Genomic DNA, 21,065 nt, shown 5'->3' with positions numbered 1-21,065 from the left:
TATGATTTAATCATCTGTTACCAGATCATTATTTAATATCCTTCGTTTTGAGTTAGGTTAGTGTTTTTTACTACTTCGCTGTATGGTATGGCGTAGCGATACATGCGGGGTGCAAAAAACTGGAAAGGTGTGTTTAGCTGTTCAACCTTATAATTCAACACATTACCAGCTTTTGTTATGCGTATACCGTGCAGGGGCTTGTTGTATATCGATTCAGCTATTTTCCAGCGGCGTATATCCCAAAATCGCTGCTCCTCAAAAGCCATTTCAACACGGCGTTCGTTGCGAATAGTGTTACGCATGTCCGCTACGCTCATACCCGCTGTAAGGCCGTATGTATTTTGGCCGCTACCTGCTTGTATACCGGCCCGCCTCCTGATGTCTCTAACAAAGTTGTAAACAGAATCGGTAGCTGCGCCGGGCCCATCCACTTCGTTCTTGGCTTCGGCAAACATCAAAAGAACATCTGCGTATCTAAAAATTGGAAAATTGTGCGTTTGGTTAGAGTAAGCCGTACTTGAAGCCAGCTCACCCAAAAACTTGCGCATATAATACCCGGTTTTGGTTTGGATTACGGAACCTCCGGGCCGGTCTCTGCCCCCATCAAAGGTTTCAACACCACGGCTTAGCCAGGGCAAGCCGTTGTAAAACACAGTTTTGTCCAGGCGTGGATCGCGGTTGGCATATGGATTTGCTGCATCATATCCGGTTAAATTTGAAGCTGATTTAATATCAGCAGTTATGGGCAAACCTTTAATTGTAGTAAAAGCGTCTACCAGTTCTTGAGTTGGGCTGGTGCGCCCCCGGCTTGTGGTACTGCCACTCACGTAACCTATAGGTGCATTATTGGTCTCCAGATCGGTAGTTACATTGCGCTGGTAGGCCAGTATAACTTCACTGTTCTTCCTGGTCAGAAACACGTTCGAAAAACTGGGCTCGAGCGAAAATACTCCAAGTCGAATCACATCAGCAGCCGCATTTTTAGCTCTACGCCAGCGAGCTATATCGTTCGACGGATTATTTAGCGGACTTGCAGCAAGCAGTAAAGCCTTTGCCTTTAGCGTAAGCGCAACGGCTTTAGTTATGCGACCGTAATCTGAAGCTGGTACAGGGTCGGCCCGCAAGCTGTCCTTTATGGCATCGCACTCACTTGCTATGTAATTTATGCACTCATCAAAACTATTACGCGGCAATTTAAGGTCATCATCCAGGGAAAGCACCTTATCGCCCAGCAGCGGAACGCCGCCGTAACGTTTTGCGAGTTCATAATAAAATATGGCTCTCAAAAAGCGATTTTCTGCCCGCCAGTACTGGCCTTGTATAAAAATTGTCGGGTCCTTTTTAAAGTGAACCTTGTTAAAGTTCTGTACAAATAAATTGCATTTACGAATGCTGGCATAATTGGACTGCCATGAATTATCTGCGTTTGAGATTGCACTGTAACCACCGTTTGTAAACGAAGCAATGGTTGTTCCATCCTCAGTAGGCACGGCATCATCTGTGGCAGCATCCAGCACATTGCCACCAATACGGTTATAACCAGTTGGCAGATCTGCGTAAATGCTGTTTAGAAAGTAACCTGCGTTAGTGCCTAATGAGTCTTTAGAATCCCAAAGAAACTCTTCTGTTACCAGTTCAAGCGGCCTGTCTTCTAACTTTTGGCATGCAGTAAACAGTATAGCAGTACCAATTAGTGTAAACAGCGTATTTATATACTTTGTCATGAGTCGTACGTTTTTAGAATTTGACATTCAGGCCGGCGTTAAAAGTTCTGCGAAGTGGAAAAACCGAGTTGTTGTTTTCCGGATCATTATGATCGAGCGAATCAAACGAGTAAAGGTTAAAGCCATTGGCAAAAACACGTATACTGCTTAATTTCATTTTATTGGCAATTGATACCGGCAACGTATAGCCTAAATCAACATTTTGCAACCGCAGGTACGCTGACGAGTGAATCCAGAATGTTGAATTACGTTGATTTAAATTATTTGCCTGCGCCGCAAGTGATAGCCTCGGATAAGTGGCATTAGTAGCGTTAGATGGTGTCCAACGGTTAAGTTGATGCTGAAATATCTGGCCATTACCGCCTGTTTGAAATTCATACTCCTGGGTACCCGACAGCAGAATATCTCTGTTAGCCACACCCTGAACAGACACACTCAAGTCGAAACCTTTAATGTTAAAGCCGGTGGTTAAGCCGTAAAAAATTAAAGGCTTTTGCGTACCAATTGCAGTCTGGTCAAACTGATTAATGACACCATCATCGTTTAAGTCGCGGTACTTTAAGTCGCCCGGTACAGGCGTAAACCCGTCAACACGCGGACTAACATTAATTTCGGCCTGCGATTGGTAAAAACCATCGGCTATGTAGCCAAATGTTTGCCCAACCGGCAACCCTGTGGATCTTTGATAAGCATAAGTTTGCGCTACCTCATCCTGATAAATTACCCGGTTTTTCAACAAAGACAAATTACCGCTCACAAAATACCCGAACGCCCCCTTCTTGCCGTTCCATGAAACGCTGTTCTCCAAACCTGTATAACGATTTTTGCCAACATTTTCTGCCGGATAGGTTTGCCCTATAATTTGCGTAGAGGTTCCGCGCACCTGCATTAAATCAAAGTACGTGTCGTTAAAATATTCCGAAGTAAGGCTTAAATGGTTGTTAAATAAGCTCACATCTAAACCTATGTTAAGCTTATTTGCTTTTTCCCAGGTCGCACTCGGATTAGCCAGCGCTAACTCGGTGTATCCGCGGGCGCTGGTAGGAGTTTGGCCAAAGTAGTAAACAGCAGTTGTGCCGCCATATTCGTAGTACTGGTCGTAGATGTAATAGCCCACGTTTGAATTACCTGTACGGCCGTAACTTACCCTGGGTTTTATTGTATTCACCCATTTAACATTCTTTAAAAAATCCTCTTTTGCTATATCCCAGCCCAAGCCCATTGCATAAAATAACCCAAAGCGACTGCCCGGTTTAAAGCGGTTAAAACCCCCGTAACTTAAGGCAGATTCAGCAAAATATTTATCCTTAAAGCTGTAGGTTACACTGCCGGCAAAGTTGGTATAAATAGCAGGCAACTGAAGATCGAGCGTGGTTGATTGCTGGTCGGCTAATACAAGCGCCTGGACTTTGTGATTGTTAAAAATCTTATCGTATCCCAAGCTTAATTTGCCATAAGTGTATGTTCGGCGCGAATTGAAAGAAAACGTATTAAGTTGACTGCCGTTAGTGCCTACCTCATTATATGTTTGGTTCGCCCCGTTTTGCAAGGTGTAAACCGCAAAAGTTTTTGACCGGTTGACGGTCTGATCGACAGTATTGTTGTAAGATATACTGCCTTTTATCCATAAACCCGGCAGCCATGTTTCAAGCTTTTGAGTGGCCTCAATATCTGTTGAAAGATCTCGGGTGGTGCCTTTAGTATAACCCGAATTATTTAAAAGCCCCCATAAATTTTGATTGTAGCGGGTGCTACCTCCCAACGATGCGTTTTGATTGAAAATTGGATAAGCATTATTTGGTGTGGCACTTATGGCGCTATATATGGCAGATGTGGTGCTTGCCGTACCAGGCTGAGTTGCATTTTGTATACGGCCGAAAACATTGAGTGAAACATTTAAGGTTTTACTCAGGTCGATACCGATGTTAGACCGAACGATATAGCGGTTAGTGTTATTATTAGTACTGTATGAGTTAACGTCTGATGTTCTTAAAAATCCATCCTCGTTTTGATAATCCAACGCTACATAAAAGCGAGCAATATTATTGCCGTTCTGTATGTTAATGTTGTATCTGTCCAGGTATGCGTTCTTATTTAAAAACAAGTCTTTATAATTATTATCGGGATGGCCTATGGGGTCGGTTCCGTTCCTGTAGGCCAGTATGTCGGCGGCGGTGTATGTTGGTGCCAGTCCATCATTGTTACGGGCCTCGTTATACAATATGGCATAATCGGCGGCCGAAACTGTTTTGGGCAGGTTGATTTGATTTTGAACCCCATGCTGAGCAGTTGCCGATAATTTGAAGGCGGTTTGCACCGGTCTTTTGGTAGTTACAAGGATGATATTATTTGATGATCTCTGCCCATACATTACAGTTGATAATGCATCTTTTAATACCGTTATCGACTCGATCGATTCGGGCTCTATTGATGAGAAGTTGCGAGGAACACCATCTATTAATATAAGTGAGTTCTGCCCTCTTATCCTAAAGTCGATTATTGAGGAGGGATCATCATTATCCTGAACACCGCTACGCTGACGGGTGTATAGCCCTGAAAGTCTTCCTGGCAGGGCCTGCAAAAATGAAGGTGCCGGCGTTGTGATCAACTGGTTGGTGTATACAGTAGCCGTTGATTGGAGCAGTTGCGATTTTTGCTGGCTTTTATTGAGCAAAGTGATCTTCTCCTGTCTTAACGAACTGTCCCGCTTACTAAAGGCCGTATCAGTTTTATTTTGTGAAAAAACAGTACCTGCCTCTGATGTTAAAATCAGTAAAAATAGCAAACGCACTATTTTTTTATATAAATAGTAGTTACGCATAAATAGGTTTAATAGGTTATGGTAAGTTTATAGGTATACCGTTACTCACAGCTATCAATGCTGGAGCAGGAAATCAATGAAAACTAAAATTTGAGGAGCTTAGCGTAGCGGGGGCTACCCATCTAAACATGTAGTAATTGGAGTAAAGATTTTGTTCATAATTAGTTAGGTTTAATATGTTTAATTGGTTTGTTTGCAGGACTGTTTGACCTACGCTGGCTTAGTCTTCTCACGGGCGTTGCACTGGCTTGTCAAAAACATATTTCAATAGTAGGCTTTAAAGCGCTTGTTCCAACATGACTAATCGTTCATATATACATGTTACACGATAAAAAAAAGCCGTTTTTGTGCATTTGACAAGATTTATTGTGTTTTAAGCAGTTTTATAAAGATGATATCATTATGCCTTACATTCAGTTGATGATCGAACCTGCCGTTAGTTATGTTAACAGTAGCCTGTTGTACCGGTAAGCCTGCCGCCTTTTTGCTTAATTGTAACACATCGTTGCGGCTTAATTGCGCCGGCCTACCCATTTCGAGGTAGCTTGTGTAAGGGTCGTTTTGTTGGTAGCCTACTTTGTAAATTTCAAGTTTATATTTGCCATTTTTAACATTGTTTACCTTTATGGTAACGCTTTGCTTTACTGCCGAAGGCTGTTCTTTGTTAAAGTAATCCTGATTAAAACTGTAACCTGTTGCCGGATGTGTGTAATCCCAAAGCAAAATTTGCAACCCTTGTGATGATTTGCACAAGTATGAACTCTGATCATCATTTTGAAGTTCGGAAGGCCCCAGTTGGCTCATAAACTTGTATGCGTAATAAGATGGCTTAGCAATATTCTGCAGATTTATTAATCCGAAGCCGCCGTGAAACGGTGTTTGACCTGGACCGGCTTCCTCAAAAATATCGGTAAATGTCCAGTATGACATAGAATTGGCGTAGCCTGATGCTTTTTTGAGCACATGCAAAATGTATGCAGCATTCTGATAAGTATCGTGTATAGGATCGCGCGATGATGGCGAGGTGTTCCATTCCGTAAAATGCAGCTCAGCTTTTTTATAGGCCGATTGCCGAATCAAGTCCCGGATGCGTTGCACATCTCTGGCGATGGTATCGCGCATACTTTTAAGCTGTTGCTTTTTGGTACCCATTTCATCCAATACAGATGTAGTGCCATAGTCGTGTGTTGATATAAAATCAACAGGAAGTTGATTGGCATCACAAAAGGTTAAAAATTCGGCAATCCATTTTGTTGCAGATGTAGCAGGGCCGCCCACACGATATACTGGAGATATACTTTTGACTGCTTTAGCCGTGTGCGCGTAAAGTTCAAAATAGTCTGCCTGCGTTCCATCAAAAAAGCCCCGTAAATCAGGCTCGTTCCAAACTTCGAAATACCATTTTTTTACTTCCGCCTCGCCATAGCGTTCTTGCCAGTGTTTAACCAGACCGGCAATAAGCGCATCCCACTTGGCGTAGTCTTTAGGTTTACTTACGTTAGCTTTCCACCAAAATATAGTTTTTGTGCCCGATGCCAGATCAGCAGGCATAAAGCCAAACTCTACAAAAGGTCTTATGTTTATGCTCAGCAAATAATCAAACAGCTTGTCAATGTATTGCCAGTTATAGATAACCTTCCCTGTTTTGTCCTCTGCATAAACGCGCATATCATCGTGCAATAATCCGTGAAAACGGATATATTTAAACTGAATGTCTTTTTGCACCCTGGCTAGCTGTTGTTGCCAATCGGCGCGCAAGCCTTCATTTGCCCTGCCGGCACCTATGCACTCATTGAATACCGTGCTGGTATTCCCTGCCAAGCGGTTCATATCTGCTTTTATATAGCGTTTCTGAAGCGGTTGCGACACAGCTATATTCAAAAAAAGCAGGAATGTATAACATAGTCCTGCTTTTTTATTTAAGATTACTTTAATCATTTCTTACCTAAGTTTTTGTATCTCAGCATGGCTTCTACAAAATAATAATCGGCATAGGTTAAAGGCACATCAATCATGGCGCCTTTAGGCAAATGACCAACACTATGCTTTAGTATAAACCCTCCGTTTTCGCCCGGTGCCGCTTTAAATTTATCGCTCGAAAGCGTACGGATAATCGTTTCGGCCACGTTGATATACTTTTTGGCGTTAACAGCGTCAACATATCCGGCCAGCTCAATTAAAGCTGAAGCATAAATGGCTCCGGCCGATGCGTCGCGATAGGCGTTAGGAATATCGGGAGCGTTAAAATCCCAATACGGCACCTTATCGGCGGGGAGATTGCGATGGCTTAGTATAAAGTTTGCTATATTTTTTGCCTGGTTTAAATACTTCTTATCCTTAGTTTCCCGATACATCATGGTAAACCCATACAATCCCCAGCCCTGGCCGCGCGCCCATGCCGAGCTATCTGCATAGCCTTGTACAGTTTGCTTTTTGTTTATACCGCCTGTTTCGGGGTTGTAATTAACCAGGTGATACGAACTGTAATCGGGCCGAAAATGATTTTTCATAGTTGTATTAGCATGGCTTATTGCTATTTTAGCATACGATGAATCGCCGCTTACTTTGGTTGCCCACATCAATAACTCCAGGTTCATCATGTTGTCAATAATCACTCTAAACTCACCAGGTTTCGAACTCCATGACATGGTGCATCCTACTTTTGGATTGAAGCGTTTAGACAAACTTTGAGCACTGGTGAGCAATACGTCTTTATACGCCGCGCTTGGCTTAATCTGGTTAGCATTGCCAAAGCTGCAATACATCATAAAGCCAATATCATGCGAATCGATGGTTTTCATAGGCTCCATAACCGGAAGCTTTTCCAACCCGGCAGTATACATAGCCGGCTCCTTGGTGCCTTTGTACAAATAGAACAAAGTACCAGGGTAAAAGCCGCTTACCCAGTTTTTGGCCGAAGTGCTTTTAGACCTATTGTTTTGAAATGTTTCTGGAAGGCTGTCCTTTGGCACGTTTGTCATCAACACTTTGTACTGGGCGTTGGCATCTTTTAAATTTTTATTGATGAGCTTCACCAGGTCGGCTTTTGGTTTTAAGGCAACCGTTTGTGCCTGCAAGTGAAAGCTACAAGCCGCAATAGCAGCAGTAATTAATATTTTTAGTTTCATAATATATGGGGTTGTTGGTTAGTTCTCTTTATCTACAATGGCGTGATCAATTTGAATCTTTTCACCTTTCCACGCTTTTTTTGCTGTCCAATCGGCATATGGCAATTGCCAAAAGCTATCATTCACTGGTAAACCTAATACTAAGAATGCCTCCGAGCATAAGTATAAACTTCCTGTGGATATGTAATTCTCCCCTACCTCGGGCTGATGCCCGGCGAGACCTATTTGCAGCCAGCCATTCTTATCGAAAGTTTCAGGCATTTCGATTTGCCGCTTAACAACTGCATACAAGGCCGACCTAACTTGTTGCGGCGTTACGTGTTCAGGCAATTCTTTCATGAGGGCTATTTTGGAAAGCAGTTGAAAAGCCCCGAAGCGATAAGCCAGTGACCTTCCAATAGGCGGGTAAGTGCCTTCCGGAGATATTAGCCGCTCCTGAACCTCAGCGTATCGCCGAGACCGCTCGAGCATTAATTCGTAATACTTTTTAGTATCCAGATTGGCATCTTTCAGCTCTTTTGTAACTTCGAGGAGCATGGGCTGTATTACAAAGCTGTTGTAATAGTCCCAGTGAAAGTTAGGCCCATCGCCATAAGCACCATCTCCCTTGTACCAAAGCAAATGTTGCCTTAAGGCATAATCAATACGCATTTTATCGCCTGAGTTATCAAATTTCTGCAAAGCTGCCTCTATAGTAGCACTAAACATTAACCAGTTTGAATAAGATGGTGAAATTACACGGCTGGATCTTAAAGCGTTGATTACATTCTTTTTAGTGATCTCATCCAAATTTCCCCACAGTTGTTTTGGTGCGCGTAATAACGCCTGAGAAAAAAAAGCGGCATCTACCAAGGGCTGCCTGCCTTGATTAAAGTTCATAAAGTCGGGGGCCTGAGGGTTTGTCGAATTTTTGATGCACTGCACCGCAATATCGATGTACTTTTTGCGCAGCGTACCCTCAGGCGTTTCATCAGGGCCAAGCTCAAGCCACGGCGCCATACCGGCAATTAAACGGCCAAAGGCTTCCAGATATGTGCTGTACACACGGTCTTTGGCTACCTTCGCTTCAACCGGCATCGTCTTTTTAAGCTCATTCTTACTCAGGGCAACCAGAACAGGGTCGGCAATGCGGGTTAAAGTTTTTACAAAGTATTCGCGTTCGCCCAACCCATTGGCCGGATTTATTTTTTGTGCGTTAACCAGTGTGGGAACGGATAACAGCGCTATAATTAGCATTCTTTTGAACTTCATAATCAGTTATTTGATCAGGTTTATTTTTTACTAAAAGCTGTTTCGAGTACTACTAATCGCCTGTCGCCGGTGTAGGTTATATTGACCTCATTTTTGTCTACCGGGCAATCTAAAGCCAGCTTCTCTCCTGCTTTTATGGTACGGCTAACTTCGGCGAGCGCATTCACCTTAACCTTTATTTCAAGTGGCTCTTTGCCCGGATTCCAGACAACAGACGTTACATTATTTTGCCCTGTGGGTATGCGGCACCAAAATTTACCAATGCCAACAACCGAATTTTTATCGCTAATTTGAGGTTGGCCACCAAAGCTGTGTACGTACGGACCGAAAGGCCTGCGACCGTTGGCAACATATTGTATACCAGGGCGAGAATTGAAGCCAGAGCGGCTGCCGCCAGCTAACTGATACCCCTCGGGAGTAACACTTACGCCTTTAGTAAATGATTCGGGCAAACGAGGGGTTGAATTAACCAGAAACCCGCTATAAATATCGGTTACTACGCCTTTTTCGGTTTGATACTCGCCCCAAATGATTGGGCTGGTGATGAGTTGGTAAACCTCATGACCGACTGGAGAACCGGCATAGCTTACCATATTAAGCAGTAGTCTGGATGCCACCGGATCAACACTTACATGCTTAGCCAGGTCCAGGCCACATATCATAATACTGCCTTTTCCAGAATACTGCTCGGCTAAGGTCACGCCTCGTAATCCAGAACCAAAATTTGCCAAAATAGCCGTGTTCAATATATCGTCGCTGTTTTCAAACGTAAAGCCATCTGTTACCGGCCTGTTGGCTGGAAAACCTTTTTGGGTAGCATCCCAATCAGAATAATCGCTCCACACTCGTAAGTTAGCTCGAGTTATTCCGGCAAAAATTGGATGGTCCGGACGCTCGGGATTTACATAATAGCCGTTACGGGGTGATTTATTGCTTACCGGATAAACTGGGTTGTCAATATTGGTATTGGTGTTACCTACTGGATTGACCAATAATGCGTTTAGCATTGCCATATGAACGCTATCTTGACGGAGACTTATAACCCTGCCCCCATTCGAAATAAATTTCTTAATACCGACAGCATTATCTGATAAGCTTTTATCGGCCGAATTTTCACCAATAACCAGCACGTTTTGTCCTTCAATAGATTTATTAAAAGAAGAGGCTTCAGTGTACTTTATTTGCAGATTATCAAATGCCTTTTTAGTTGCGCCTGCTTTATCATACAATAAGACAGGTGTGGTTGTAACGGCTGTAAAAAGTTTGTCAGCAACAAATAGCTTATAGGTATTCTTTGAAATGGTTTCGGCACCTGACATCACTTTACCTACCAATTCGTAATCACCTGTAGTTAATTTTTCGGGCAATTTAATATTGAGGCTTAAGCTTTGTTCAGCGTAATACGGCAGATCTTTGAGCTTTACACTGTCTTTCAGTACCACAGTATGAGTTTTGTCTTTAAGCTCATATATCAAGGTTGCATTTTTAATGTCACTAAAATCATTATCATCGTTAATAATATGAGCAATGGTCTTTACTGTTGCCCCTGCGTAAACGTTAGGTGTGTAGCATTCCCAGCTTAACAGCACAGGCTGATAGGATATTTTAACTTGCTCTGTTGCCGGTTTTGGTTTCATGTCTGCAAACTTTTCGATACTATCCCAATTATAAAAGAGTATGGTAAACGGAAACACACCGCTCAGGTCGGGATTGATATTACGGAACTGCCTGAATGATTCTGTTGCCTGCCGAATGGTGAATTTCTGGTGCTCATCGGCCAGTTGGGATTGCAGAGCCTGTTGTTCGTGCCCGGTCCAGGCCAGTTGCGATGAAGGATTTTTGTGCCAAGGCGTTAAATTATAACGGCCATCAGGGCCGGTATAATTGCCCACGCATTCTGTAAACGTTATAGGCTGGCCTTTCTTTGCGAAAGGAATTATGGCTTCATTGTTTCTGATATTAAGAAATGTATACGGCGAACTATAATACCAGCCCCAATAACGGTGAAGGTCGCAAATGTCGCCAGTTTTTCCATAACCATAGCCCGCGTTGGCAATGTAAACGCGGGTCTCATCCCAACCTTTAAGCTTTCCAAATGCATAGGTCAGGAACTTTTCCCACATCTCAGCACGCTTACCTACAAAAGGTGTTTCATTGGTCATAGCATACACCATAAGGCTTGGGTGATGGGCAATGGCTCCCAGCTTTTTGTGCTCGTACCAGGCAACCCCTTTATCGTAATCTTTTGGAAACCCACCATCAGTTTCGTCGCCAACGGCCTCAAAATCTTCCACCTTTTCGCCTGTACCAACCTTTCCGCTGTAGTTACCGCCAAAAACCATCATGCCTAATTCGTCGCATACGTCAAACCACTCTTCAGCATCAGGTATACGAATAATATTTACGTTGATACTTTTCATAAACCTAACATAATCCAAGGCAAAAGCCCGGCTTTTCTCCAGCTTGTCGGGTATACCGCGGCCGGGAGGATTAATGGCTATGCCGCGAAGAAAAATAGGTTTGCCGTTGAGAAACAGGTTACCTCCACGCCGCTCAAATGACCGAAATCCAGCGCGCTCATTGAGCTGGTCTTTCAGTTTCCCTGCACTGTACTGCTCTAAAGTTACATTGTATAAAAAGGGATTGTTGGGCGTCCAAAGAACCGGTTTAAGGCCGGTTATGTTAAAAGCTAATTGCTTTTTACCTGCATTATCAACCGTTTGTGGCTTTACAGCTCCTTGCCATAAAATACTACCGCCAGCCGCAGCTTTAATTATCACTTTAAAGTTATTGTTGCCGGCCGTTTGGTAGTCGGCATCCACCACAAGACGCATGTAATCTGTACCTGTAAATGGCGTAAGCCGCTTTTTGGCTTTATCCTGAGCAAGTGAAATGTTTGCACAGGTAAAAATAAGCAGGCTAAATAGCGCAATTCTTCTCATATATATTATAGTTTAATTGGTCTTTTGTTGATGTCTGATAAAGATGGAGGCAAATTTTGAGTCCCCCAGTTGGAAGGCTTGCTGCCCATCATCAAATTCAGTGTGGCTCCGTTAATAATATCACCGTGCCTAAACCAGGCTTTGTCCCAGTTTTTGCCGTTTAATGTGGCCGATTGGATATAAATGTTTTGCGCAGTTAGATTGATAGCATTAACTATCAATTTTTTACCCTGTAGCAAATTAACTGTTACCTTTTTAAACAGTGGTGCCGTAACCAAATAAACGTCCTGCCCCGCGTTTGTGTAAAAGCCCATAGCATGCATAGCAAACCAGCCAGACATCGCTCCCGAATCATCGTTACCGGGCAGTCCTCCCCGGAGCGTGTTGTAATATTGGGCACGAATGGCATTTACCCGTTCACTTGTTTTATCTGGCCTACCAGCCCATATGTACAAGCATGGTGTTAAAAAGCCCGGCTCATTATTTACATCATAATATTTGTTTGTAAAAAAAGTGTCAAGCCTGCTGATGAATGCCTGTTTGCCGCCCGAAACTTCAATTAGCTTTTTTACATCCTGCGGCACGTAAAAAGAGTATGTCCAGCTATCACCTTCATACAGGTAACCCTTGAATGTTCCGCGCTTAAAAAAATCAAAGTCGGGTTCCCATTCGCCGCTTTCATCTTTGGGCCATATAAAACCGTTTGCACCATGATTAGTTACTGGCCGCCACAGATTTTGCCAATTAGACGCTCGTTTCAAATATTTTGCAGCGTCAGCCTCTTTTTTCAACCGTTTAGCAACTGAGGCTACAGCAGCATCGTTATTGGCATATTCAAGAGTGCGTGAACCGGCTATCGAAATCCCGTAAGGCACATACCCTAACGCTTTGTACTTGCTTATACCCTCGCGACCTTCTTTTTTAGGTCTTACAGGCTCCGTTTCAGCATTCTTCGCCATCGCTTCATAAGCCATGGCATAATCAATATTAGGCAGTTTTTTTGCCAACGCATCGGCAATCAGCATATCAGAATTTGTTCCACCCTGAATTAAGCCATTGTCATTTCCGCTACGTGCGTCGGGCATGTAGCCTTCATGGTTATAAATATCAATTAACGACCGTATAATATCCTCTTGCCGTTTTTGGTCAATCAAAGTAATCAATGGGTTTGATACTCTATAGGTATCCCATATAGCGTAGTAATCGTCATAGTAAGGTTCAGTCGACTTCCATAAAGGATTTTCGCCGGTACGATTTGACGGCATTAGCATTACATGGTATAATGCGGTATAAAATCTGATTTTCTCTGCCGTGTTTTCCCCTTCTACTTGCACCCTGTGTAAAAGCTGGTTCCATGCTGCTGATGCGCTCTTTCTGATTTGGTCAAAACTCTTTGTTAACGACTCTTTCTCCAGGTTTTGTTTGGCTTTCTGGGTGCTGATAAATGAAATACCCACTTTCACAATTAGCTGCTCGCCTGCTTGTGTTGTATAGGACAATACCGCGCCGCTTAATCCAATACCATCTGCCTTAACAGGCTTTACCTCGCGGTTGGTTGAAAGTACGCCGTTAAGCCATGTTTGGATGCCTTTGGCCGGTTTACTTACTTGTGCGTAAAAAAACACGGTATAGGGGGCGCCTTCATTCCACCCACCGGCTACCGTACCGAAACCTTCTACTTCGGTTGGTGATATTACTTTTATTGATGAGTTTACCAGTTTTTGCACAGTGCTGCCCTTCACCAAAAATGAGGCTGCATCAATCAAAATGTGAGCGTCTTGAGTTTCAGGAAAAGTGTAGCGGTGCAAGCCAGTACTGTGCGTAACTGTTAATTCGGCCTTAATAGTGTAACGCTCCAAAAAAGCAGTATAATAGCCTGCTGCAGCGCTTTCTTGTGTTATGGAACTCTGATGATCCTTCAAGTTGACGGCCCCTGTTATAGGCATAATTTGGATATTGCCATATTTGGCGCCGCCGCCAGTGCCGCTTACATGCGTATGGCTAAAACCATAAACCTGCCCACCGCTTACGTAACCAGAGTTGGTATTAGGAGATTTGCCATTTACAACCTGGCAGTCGGGACTGAGCCTTACCATACCAAAAGGCATCGACGGACCAGGAAAAACGTTGCCCGAGTTTTCGGTACCAATAAAAGGATCTACATATTGCACTATACTGTTCTGTGCGTATGCCTTTGGCAGTACTGTAATAAGCAGTAATAAATAGATGCAGTATTTTAACTTGCTCATCATACAATTACTTATTGCCAAATTTTAAGTTGAGGCGCTGCTACGGAATTTGATATGATAACCGTTCTGCCTTTATCTTCATCATCTCCCAATTGCCGGGTTTCTCTAACCAGTACAAACGTCATCCCACTTGCACCATGTTTTTTAACCAGATCAGTAACATCAAGGTAATGGCGTTTCTCTATCTTGCCAAAGGCTATCTCACCAGCCACAAAGGCATCTTTGCCAACGTTATGTATCAAGGCCTCTTGTTTATCCAGTAGTGGGGCACTGTTCCAGCTTAGTGTTTTAGCATTCCAGTCTACAGTTTGAGGAATGCCGTAAACATGCAGCCGGTAAGGTCTATCACCAACATTTACATGACCGCTAACAGACAGGATACATCTCTTTATAGTTGTGCGACTACTGGGTAAGTTGAATTTAACGTACGCCACCTGGTTGTTAGCTGGGTTGGCGGCGTCCAACTGCACCGACATAAATTTATTTAAATTGAAGTTCTTAACGGCATCTTTTCCGCCTTTAACAGTTACAGCGGCAGTGGCTTGTAAGGTATTTACAACTGGCTTAATGTTAGATGGGATGGTGAGGAGCATTACACTTTGAGGAGGCAGGGTAAGATTGAACCTACCCGTGTTGGCCAGATTAATGAGTTGTGTTACTTCACCATAATTAGTACCATTTACCGTTTCAGCAGTTATAGGTGTATTAGCGCTAATTTTGAGCTTTGAAAGATTGATGCTAAGCTGGTAGCTTTGCAAACTACGCTGTACCAACCACATGTAATAATTGCCAGATATGGCATCATAGGATGTGTAAGTATCCAGGTCGGTATCATCAGGCACTGAATTATTTGTTTGAAGTAATTTACGCTCGTCCTTAAATCCTTTAGCAAAAAGCCGTACTACCTCCCCTGTACGTTGTATTCCCGAAACGTTATAGTCGGGAGCCGATGACGGCTCATCGCCTTTAGCAAAAAGCTTAATCTCTCTAATTTTTAAATTACCGGCATCTGTACTTATAAAGCGCACTTTGCTCGTTCTTACAGCCGATTTAAAAATTGTGAAGATCTGACTGTATTTACTTGCTTTTTCTTCCATGCCCGGAATATCAAGCCAGGAGCCGTTTTGCAAGTATTGCAATTTGAAGTTTTTAATACGGTCAGGGCTGGTATAAACACCGTCGGCCGAACCTGTATACACTACTGCGCTCCCTATTTCCTGAGGTTTTCCAAGGTCTATTTCTACCCATTTCTCTTTTTCCGCACCATTACCCGATTGCCAAGCCGAATTGTCCCCTTTATTACCATCCGTAACAAATTGGGCTGAAGCGGAAGAAGTACTGGTTTTAACCGGCTTGTTTAATGCTAGGTTTTTATACGCATCTTCGATTATGCGCCGGCCCTGCCAAATATAGTGGTGACCAGACTTTATCCCCCTGGGGTACGGTCCGCTTGCGGTATTGGCAAATTTAAAAGCCCACATACCGTAGCCTCCGTTTTTCATATTATTGGCATATATACCGGCCCACTCTGTAAATAATGACGGCGAATCCATCGTCTCTTCCTTATCGATGAGGTAAGCATTCATCCACCTGCCAATTTCGGTGTACATAATGGGCATTGATTTTCCCTCAGGATGATTTTCTTCAAGTATCTTTCGGATGTTACTGATGCGCGACGCATATCCTGCAGCGGGAGAGTTATAGGAATGGGTGGAGAACAGGTCTACCAGATTGGAGGCAACCGTTTTGCCGTGATAGTCGGTATGAGTGGCTTTAGCTACAGCCGCCCACCAGTCCGTGTTCTGCCCGGCGGTTACTGGTCCTACAAACTTGCCCTGCAAATGCTTGCCATAAGCTTTGTTCACGTCCTCTACTGCGCAATGTATAGCATCAGAAACGATCTGTGCGCCCGATATCCATTGATCCAACTTCATTGGACCAGAGTTTTTGTGGTTTGGTTCATTTTGCATGGCAAACATGGTTACATCGCCAGTTTTAGCCGAATGGTAAGCAAGTGCATAATAACGTTGCCACTGCATCCATTTATTTTTCCAGTCATTGCTAAAATCAGTGCTGCCAATTTGCAATATCACGTCAATACCCAAGCGCTTTGACTCGGTTAAAGCGTAATTATATACCATTGCATTTGTTGATGATGAATCTGGCTTGTCGTAAAGCGGCGTCAGCTCTTTCCAATTAATGAATGGGTTATGTTCAGGAGACGAGCGTAATTCATTCTTCCTTTTGTCAAACTCTTCTACCGTTGTAACCTTGCCATCAACCTGGACGGTATTGGCCGGAACAAATGCGTTAAGCGTAGCCCATACCCTTAAGCTATTTACATTAGCATATTCTAACCAACCCGATATGTTGCTACCCGGAAAATAATAGCCCTGGTTATAACCTACATATTTTAATGTTTTGCCAACAACCTTATTGGTTACTGTTATTGTAGCTTTTTGTAAACCGCCGGCTTTTTTTACACGGGAAACTGCCTGCGTTAGGGTTGGCGGAGCTGGCATATTAGGCGCTTCTGCGCCAAATACCTCAATTTCCATAATGTTAATAGGCTCGCCGTCATCACAAATCAAACGAATTTTATAACTTGTAACGGCAGGCTTGAATGGAAACGCGGCTGCTACCAAACGATTTTCATGTACCTCTCCTTTAGGAAAATCGGTCCAGTTGGCATCGTCCCAATATTGCAGCTTAAAGTTTTTCACCGACCAAAACCCGGCAGCTTGTGTCATTTCATCCTGCTTTTTTTCCTGGTCGGTTATCCCGCTGTGTACAGTAATTGCAGTGATATTATAATATTTCTTAAGGTCGATTTCTACTGTATGGGGCGCTTTACTGGTGCCCGCTTCCCATTTGCCGTTGCGCGAGATAACGCCATCTGTTATCCTTGAGGCGGGAAATGCTTTGCTTTCTGATGATGCCAGAACCGGTTTGTGCAAAGCAATGTTATTTTGCTGTGCATAGGCTCCAAATCTGCAAAAGCACAACAAGTAGAATAAGGTTATCGTTAAACCGCGTTTGATCATGGTTGTAGTCGTATTATTTCTTTAAGACGGTTTCTATTGGTTGGCCGGTAGTGTTGGGGCTTTTAAAAGTAATGCCTAAAAGTGCGGCCATCGTTCTTGCATATTGATTTTGGTACACCTGTATGTTCTGAGTTTCGCCAATGGCTTTAACACCGGGGCCAATTACCGCAAACCAAACCTGGTCAGATCCAGCTTCTTTGCTGTTATGGTGAGTCCAGTTATCAGCCTGGTCATTTCCTCTTCCGTGGTCGCTAACAATAAACAAGGTAGTCTGATCTTTATAAAAAGGATCCCTTTGGATATAACTCCATACATCCTCAATCATCTTATCATTATTATAAGCCGACGACAAATACTCATAGTACAGGTTGCGATGCGCGTAAGCATCTGTTTCTATAAAGCTAATTTGCAAAACTTTTGGGTGGTTCTGCTTCATGTACTCCTTCGCTAAAAAATAAGTGACAGCATCAGGCCTTTCGTTATTTCCGAAAGTTTTAGGTAGCAAAGGTTGAACATTATTTAGTGCCTTCTGTGCTTCAGTTAGGTTTTTATCCATAAACGTGGTATACCCTGCATTCACTGGAAAACCACAGCGATCTTTGTTTAAGATACGGTCAAAAGCGGCCCAAGACGCGAAAGCTGCTACACTATTTTTATAGCCCGGTTGCTGATTGATGAATTCTGGCAGCGTAATGTTAGGGTTAGGCCCATAATCATTCGAGTTTATGCGCTTATCGGCAAACCCGGTAAAAATTTCATTATACCCCGGATAAGAGAACCAATACGGATTTGTTACATTGACGTTACTATTTAAATTGCGATTACCGTACAGCTGACCTTTGGCCTTGATTGTACTCCATAAAAACGGCATTATTTGCGATCTGCCTACCTGCGGAGTTCTACTCCAAAAGCGGGTTATACGCTGTACTGAATCTTTTGCCTTTATAGCCTGGCTAAACAGCTTTGCAGAGTCGGCCCCACTAAACACTTCTTTCCAGCGTAAACCATCAAAAGTAATGATAACCATTTTGTTACTGCCTTGCGGCTGGGCAAGTGCGGTAAGGCAGAAGCAGGCAAACATTATAGTGAAATTAATTTTCTTCATGTTTGAACATAGTTTAATTAACCGCTCTTAACCGAATTCCGGATAAAGTTGTCTTGCCGGCCTTAGCATTAAAAGAGACGTTGATGCCCTTGTTGTCAGCGGCAGTAATGATAAACTTTTTGCGTAGCGCAACCCCAAACCCACAATCACCACTCAAATCCAGATCGCTTATCAGGCGGTCACCGTTCACCAAAACATCAAAAACCCGCTCCGTTTTCTGTATCTTATCGCTTTCTATAAAAGATAATTCCAGCTCGTAAGTGCCGTCGGCAACGTCAAAACGGTAACCTTTAATACCATCCTGGTACGAATAATAAAGTGGATTATCGGCTGTGTTCTTCTTAACAGTTTTAATGTTAAGCATGGCAGGGGTGCCGCCTATGTGCCCAAAGCTTCCGCTTTTATAAGGCCGATCTTCAATCCAAATATGGTTTGATCCGTCAATATATTGAACATCTGAGCCCACGTTGACGGCAATCTCTCTAAAAGGACCGGCTGATAAATTCTCATCATAAATCCGGTAGTTTACCGTAAAATTATCCGTAACATCCTGCTGTGTATTACTACCCGAAGCTGCAATTTTGTTTTCTCCTGACTGTAGCTGAATGGTCCAAACACATTTATGTAATGCATCCGGCTTTTTGGTGCCTACTTGCTTGCCATTTAAGGTAAGCACGACCTCATCGAGATTGCTATACACTACAATAGTTGAAGTTGCGTTTTTCAAACCGGCCCTTGTTTGCCAGTCGCGCGAAGCAATGTAAACCATAGGCTGGGGGTTCCAGTTAGCTTTGTACAGATAGTAAACATCTTTTGGCTTCCTATCCCAGGTTACCATGCCTTTTTGGTTCATGTTGTTGCTCACCCCGCCCACATTAGGCTGCGAAAAATCAAATTGGTTCCAAATAGCGGTTCCGGCAAGGTAGGGCATTTGTCGCATTTGCATAATGTACGCTTCGTGAAATATGCGTTGGTATTGTCCGGTAAAATCAAAGCGTACGGGTCTTTCCGTATTTACCTGATTGTCACTTTCGGCCCCGTACTCACTTATAAAAAGCACCTGCATGGGGTTAGCCTTGTGCTTGGCATCTATAATGGGTTTAAATTCTTCGGGCTTGCCACTGTACCAGCCGTTATAAATATTGTAACTGGCCAAACCCGGAACATCTGATAGTTTGAATTTGTCATAATCATCGCTCATGTGCATAGCCATTGTGCTGGTACGTAATGGGTCTTCTGCTCTTACAGTACTATCTAATTTTACAGCATATTTTTTGAGCTTGTTTATATACTTCATATTATCCTGAACCTGAATGCGTTCAGCCTTCTCGCTCCATAACAAAACCTCGTTCATGGAGCCCCAAACTATCACCGATGGATGGTTGTAATTTTGCCTGATCATTTCCTTGATCATGTTGCGCGAATTACTAAAGAACTCCGGCACTGGGTTCATATAGTTCACCAGTGGAATCTCCTCCCATATGAGTAACCCCATTTTATCGGCCAGTTGCAGTACTTCAGGAGCTTGAGGATAATGGGCCAAACGCAAAAAATTACACCCCATTTCTTTAATCAGTTTCATGTCGCGGTAGTGGTCCTCAGCTGTGAGCGCATCTCCCTTGTCTTTAAAATCCTGGTGGCGGTTTGTTCCTCTCAATACCAGCTTTTGTCCGTTTAAGCTAAATCCCTCATTGGGCGAAAATGAAAACCAACGAAAACCCAGCGGATTATCAATCTCATCAATAACCAATGTGCCTTGCCTGATAATACTTTTTACATGATAAAGGTTAGGGTGATCGGGCGACCATAGCTTGGGGTTCTTAATTTCCGGAACATCCAGTTCGTTCTTAATGCTTTGCCCAGCGCCAACTGCAATTTGTTTTAATACACTAGCTATTTCCTTATTTTGCGCATTATAAATGATGTGCTGTATTTGAAATTTCTGCTCAGTTTCGGCGTCATTCACGATGGTGCTTTTTATTTTTACAGAAGCCGACGATGCACTAACAGCCGGTGTTGATATATAAACCCCTTTTGAACCATGATCTAAGAGATCAAAATGCAACTTACTAGCTGCCACCAGCCAAACATCCCTGTAAATACCTCCGTAAGACGCATAACCGATAGATAATGGTGGTAAAAAATCATTTTGTGCATTGTTAACTTGTAGGGCAATTAAATTTTCAGTTGGCTTGTCTGATAACTTTACAAGGTGTGTAACATCAAAAGTGAAAGCGGTATACCCGCCTTTGTGCTGTCCGGCAAATACGCCGTTTACATAAACGTCGGCAACTTGCCCAACACCTTCAAAATTCAGATACAGCTTTTTATTCTTAAATCTACTGTCGAGCATTATTTTTTTGCGGTACCAGCTAATACCTCTGCGCGATGTTTCGTCATCATCGAAAGGATCCTTCGCATTCCAGGTGTGAGGTAAATCTACCGTTTCCCATTTACTGTCATCAGCTTTTGGCCGTTGTGCAAAGTCGGCACCATTAGGAAGGTATTTCCAACCGTCATTTACCGACCATATCAATCGCGACTGCCCTTTAACAAATGGGCATGACAGGGCCAACAATAAAACAAAGAGTAATAACTTTCGAGTCATTATTAATTAAAGTATATAGGATTATTGAGAATTATAATTGTAAGGGCAAGATATATATATGGCTGAGGCTACGTACAGGTTAAATGAAGCACATATACCCTGCTAATGAACATCTGCAGCGATTTTTTAAGCAACAGTATGCTGTGCGATGTATTTGCTTATGTAGCATTTAACCCGCATTTATGAACCAATT

General features: G+C 43.1%; 10 protein-coding genes. All 10 read right to left on the bottom strand.

What is annotated here, in order from left to right; all coding sequences use genetic code 11:
* Window positions 1-32: 32 nt before the first annotated feature.
* Complete coding sequence (locus ABDD94_RS10300) at window positions 33-1,724, bottom strand: RagB/SusD family nutrient uptake outer membrane protein (protein ID WP_345955791.1); 1,692 nt, start codon at window positions 1,722-1,724, stop codon at window positions 33-35.
* A 13-nt stretch (window positions 1,725-1,737) separates the two neighbouring features.
* Window positions 1,738-4,545, bottom strand: coding sequence for a SusC/RagA family TonB-linked outer membrane protein (locus tag ABDD94_RS10295; protein ID WP_345955790.1), 2,808 nt, complete (start codon window positions 4,543-4,545; stop codon window positions 1,738-1,740).
* Window positions 4,546-4,908: 363 nt separating this feature from the next.
* Window positions 4,909-6,483 carry a glycoside hydrolase gene (locus tag ABDD94_RS10290; protein ID WP_345955789.1) on the bottom strand — a complete coding sequence of 525 codons (1,575 nt, stop codon included), beginning with the start codon at window positions 6,481-6,483 and terminating at the stop codon, window positions 4,909-4,911.
* A complete protein-coding gene (locus tag ABDD94_RS10285) occupies window positions 6,480-7,673 on the bottom strand; it encodes a glycoside hydrolase family 88 protein (RefSeq protein ID WP_345955788.1) in 1,194 nt (397 codons plus the stop codon). The genes ABDD94_RS10290 and ABDD94_RS10285 overlap by 4 nt, the downstream gene beginning before the upstream one ends.
* 18 nt (window positions 7,674-7,691) lie before the next feature.
* The gene (locus tag ABDD94_RS10280) at window positions 7,692-8,924 is read right to left on the bottom strand and encodes a DUF2264 domain-containing protein (protein WP_345955787.1); all 1,233 of its coding nucleotides are present in this window, start codon (window positions 8,922-8,924) and stop codon (window positions 7,692-7,694) included.
* 20 nt (window positions 8,925-8,944) lie between these two features.
* A complete protein-coding gene (locus ABDD94_RS10275; RefSeq protein ID WP_345955786.1) occupies window positions 8,945-11,866 on the bottom strand; it encodes a glycoside hydrolase family 2 TIM barrel-domain containing protein in 2,922 nt (973 codons plus the stop codon).
* Window positions 11,867-11,871: 5 nt separating this feature from the next.
* Entirely contained in the window at window positions 11,872-14,118 is a 2,247-nt protein-coding gene (locus ABDD94_RS10270; protein WP_345955785.1) for a GH92 family glycosyl hydrolase, read from the bottom strand.
* An 8-nt stretch (window positions 14,119-14,126) separates the two neighbouring features.
* The gene (locus ABDD94_RS10265) at window positions 14,127-17,159 is read right to left on the bottom strand and encodes a discoidin domain-containing protein (RefSeq protein WP_345955784.1); all 3,033 of its coding nucleotides are present in this window, start codon (window positions 17,157-17,159) and stop codon (window positions 14,127-14,129) included.
* Window positions 17,160-17,172: 13 nt separating this feature from the next.
* Window positions 17,173-18,264, bottom strand: coding sequence for a sulfatase-like hydrolase/transferase (locus tag ABDD94_RS10260; RefSeq protein ID WP_345955783.1), 1,092 nt, complete (start codon window positions 18,262-18,264; stop codon window positions 17,173-17,175).
* A gap of 13 nt (window positions 18,265-18,277) precedes the next feature.
* Entirely contained in the window at window positions 18,278-20,872 is a 2,595-nt protein-coding gene (locus ABDD94_RS10255; RefSeq protein WP_345955782.1) for a glycoside hydrolase family 2 TIM barrel-domain containing protein, read from the bottom strand.
* Between the last annotated feature and the right edge of the window lie 193 nt (window positions 20,873-21,065).

Origin of the sequence: Mucilaginibacter sp. PAMB04168 (assembly GCF_039634365.2) — a bacterium.
In the GTDB taxonomy this organism is placed as follows: Bacteria; Bacteroidota; Bacteroidia; order Sphingobacteriales; family Sphingobacteriaceae; genus Mucilaginibacter.
Note: the sequence above shows the minus strand (reverse complement) of the source record. Positions and strands in the feature narration are given on the sequence as shown.

What these genes read in the sequence shown, in the direction of transcription:
- ABDD94_RS10300 (WP_345955791.1), bottom strand. Translation starts at nt 1,724, where the DNA reads ATGACAAAGTATATAAATACGCTGTTTACACTAATTGGTACTGCTATA.
- ABDD94_RS10255 (WP_345955782.1), bottom strand. Translation starts at nt 20,872, where the DNA reads ATGACTCGAAAGTTATTACTCTTTGTTTTATTGTTGGCCCTGTCATGC.
- ABDD94_RS10275 (WP_345955786.1), bottom strand. Translation starts at nt 11,866, where the DNA reads ATGAGAAGAATTGCGCTATTTAGCCTGCTTATTTTTACCTGTGCAAAC.
- ABDD94_RS10285 (WP_345955788.1), bottom strand. Translation starts at nt 7,673, where the DNA reads ATGAAACTAAAAATATTAATTACTGCTGCTATTGCGGCTTGTAGCTTT.
- ABDD94_RS10265 (WP_345955784.1), bottom strand. Translation starts at nt 17,159, where the DNA reads ATGATCAAACGCGGTTTAACGATAACCTTATTCTACTTGTTGTGCTTT.
- ABDD94_RS10260 (WP_345955783.1), bottom strand. Translation starts at nt 18,264, where the DNA reads ATGAAGAAAATTAATTTCACTATAATGTTTGCCTGCTTCTGCCTTACC.
- ABDD94_RS10270 (WP_345955785.1), bottom strand. Translation starts at nt 14,118, where the DNA reads ATGATGAGCAAGTTAAAATACTGCATCTATTTATTACTGCTTATTACA.
- ABDD94_RS10295 (WP_345955790.1), bottom strand. Translation starts at nt 4,545, where the DNA reads ATGCGTAACTACTATTTATATAAAAAAATAGTGCGTTTGCTATTTTTA.
- ABDD94_RS10290 (WP_345955789.1), bottom strand. Translation starts at nt 6,483, where the DNA reads ATGATTAAAGTAATCTTAAATAAAAAAGCAGGACTATGTTATACATTC.
- ABDD94_RS10280 (WP_345955787.1), bottom strand. Translation starts at nt 8,924, where the DNA reads ATGAAGTTCAAAAGAATGCTAATTATAGCGCTGTTATCCGTTCCCACA.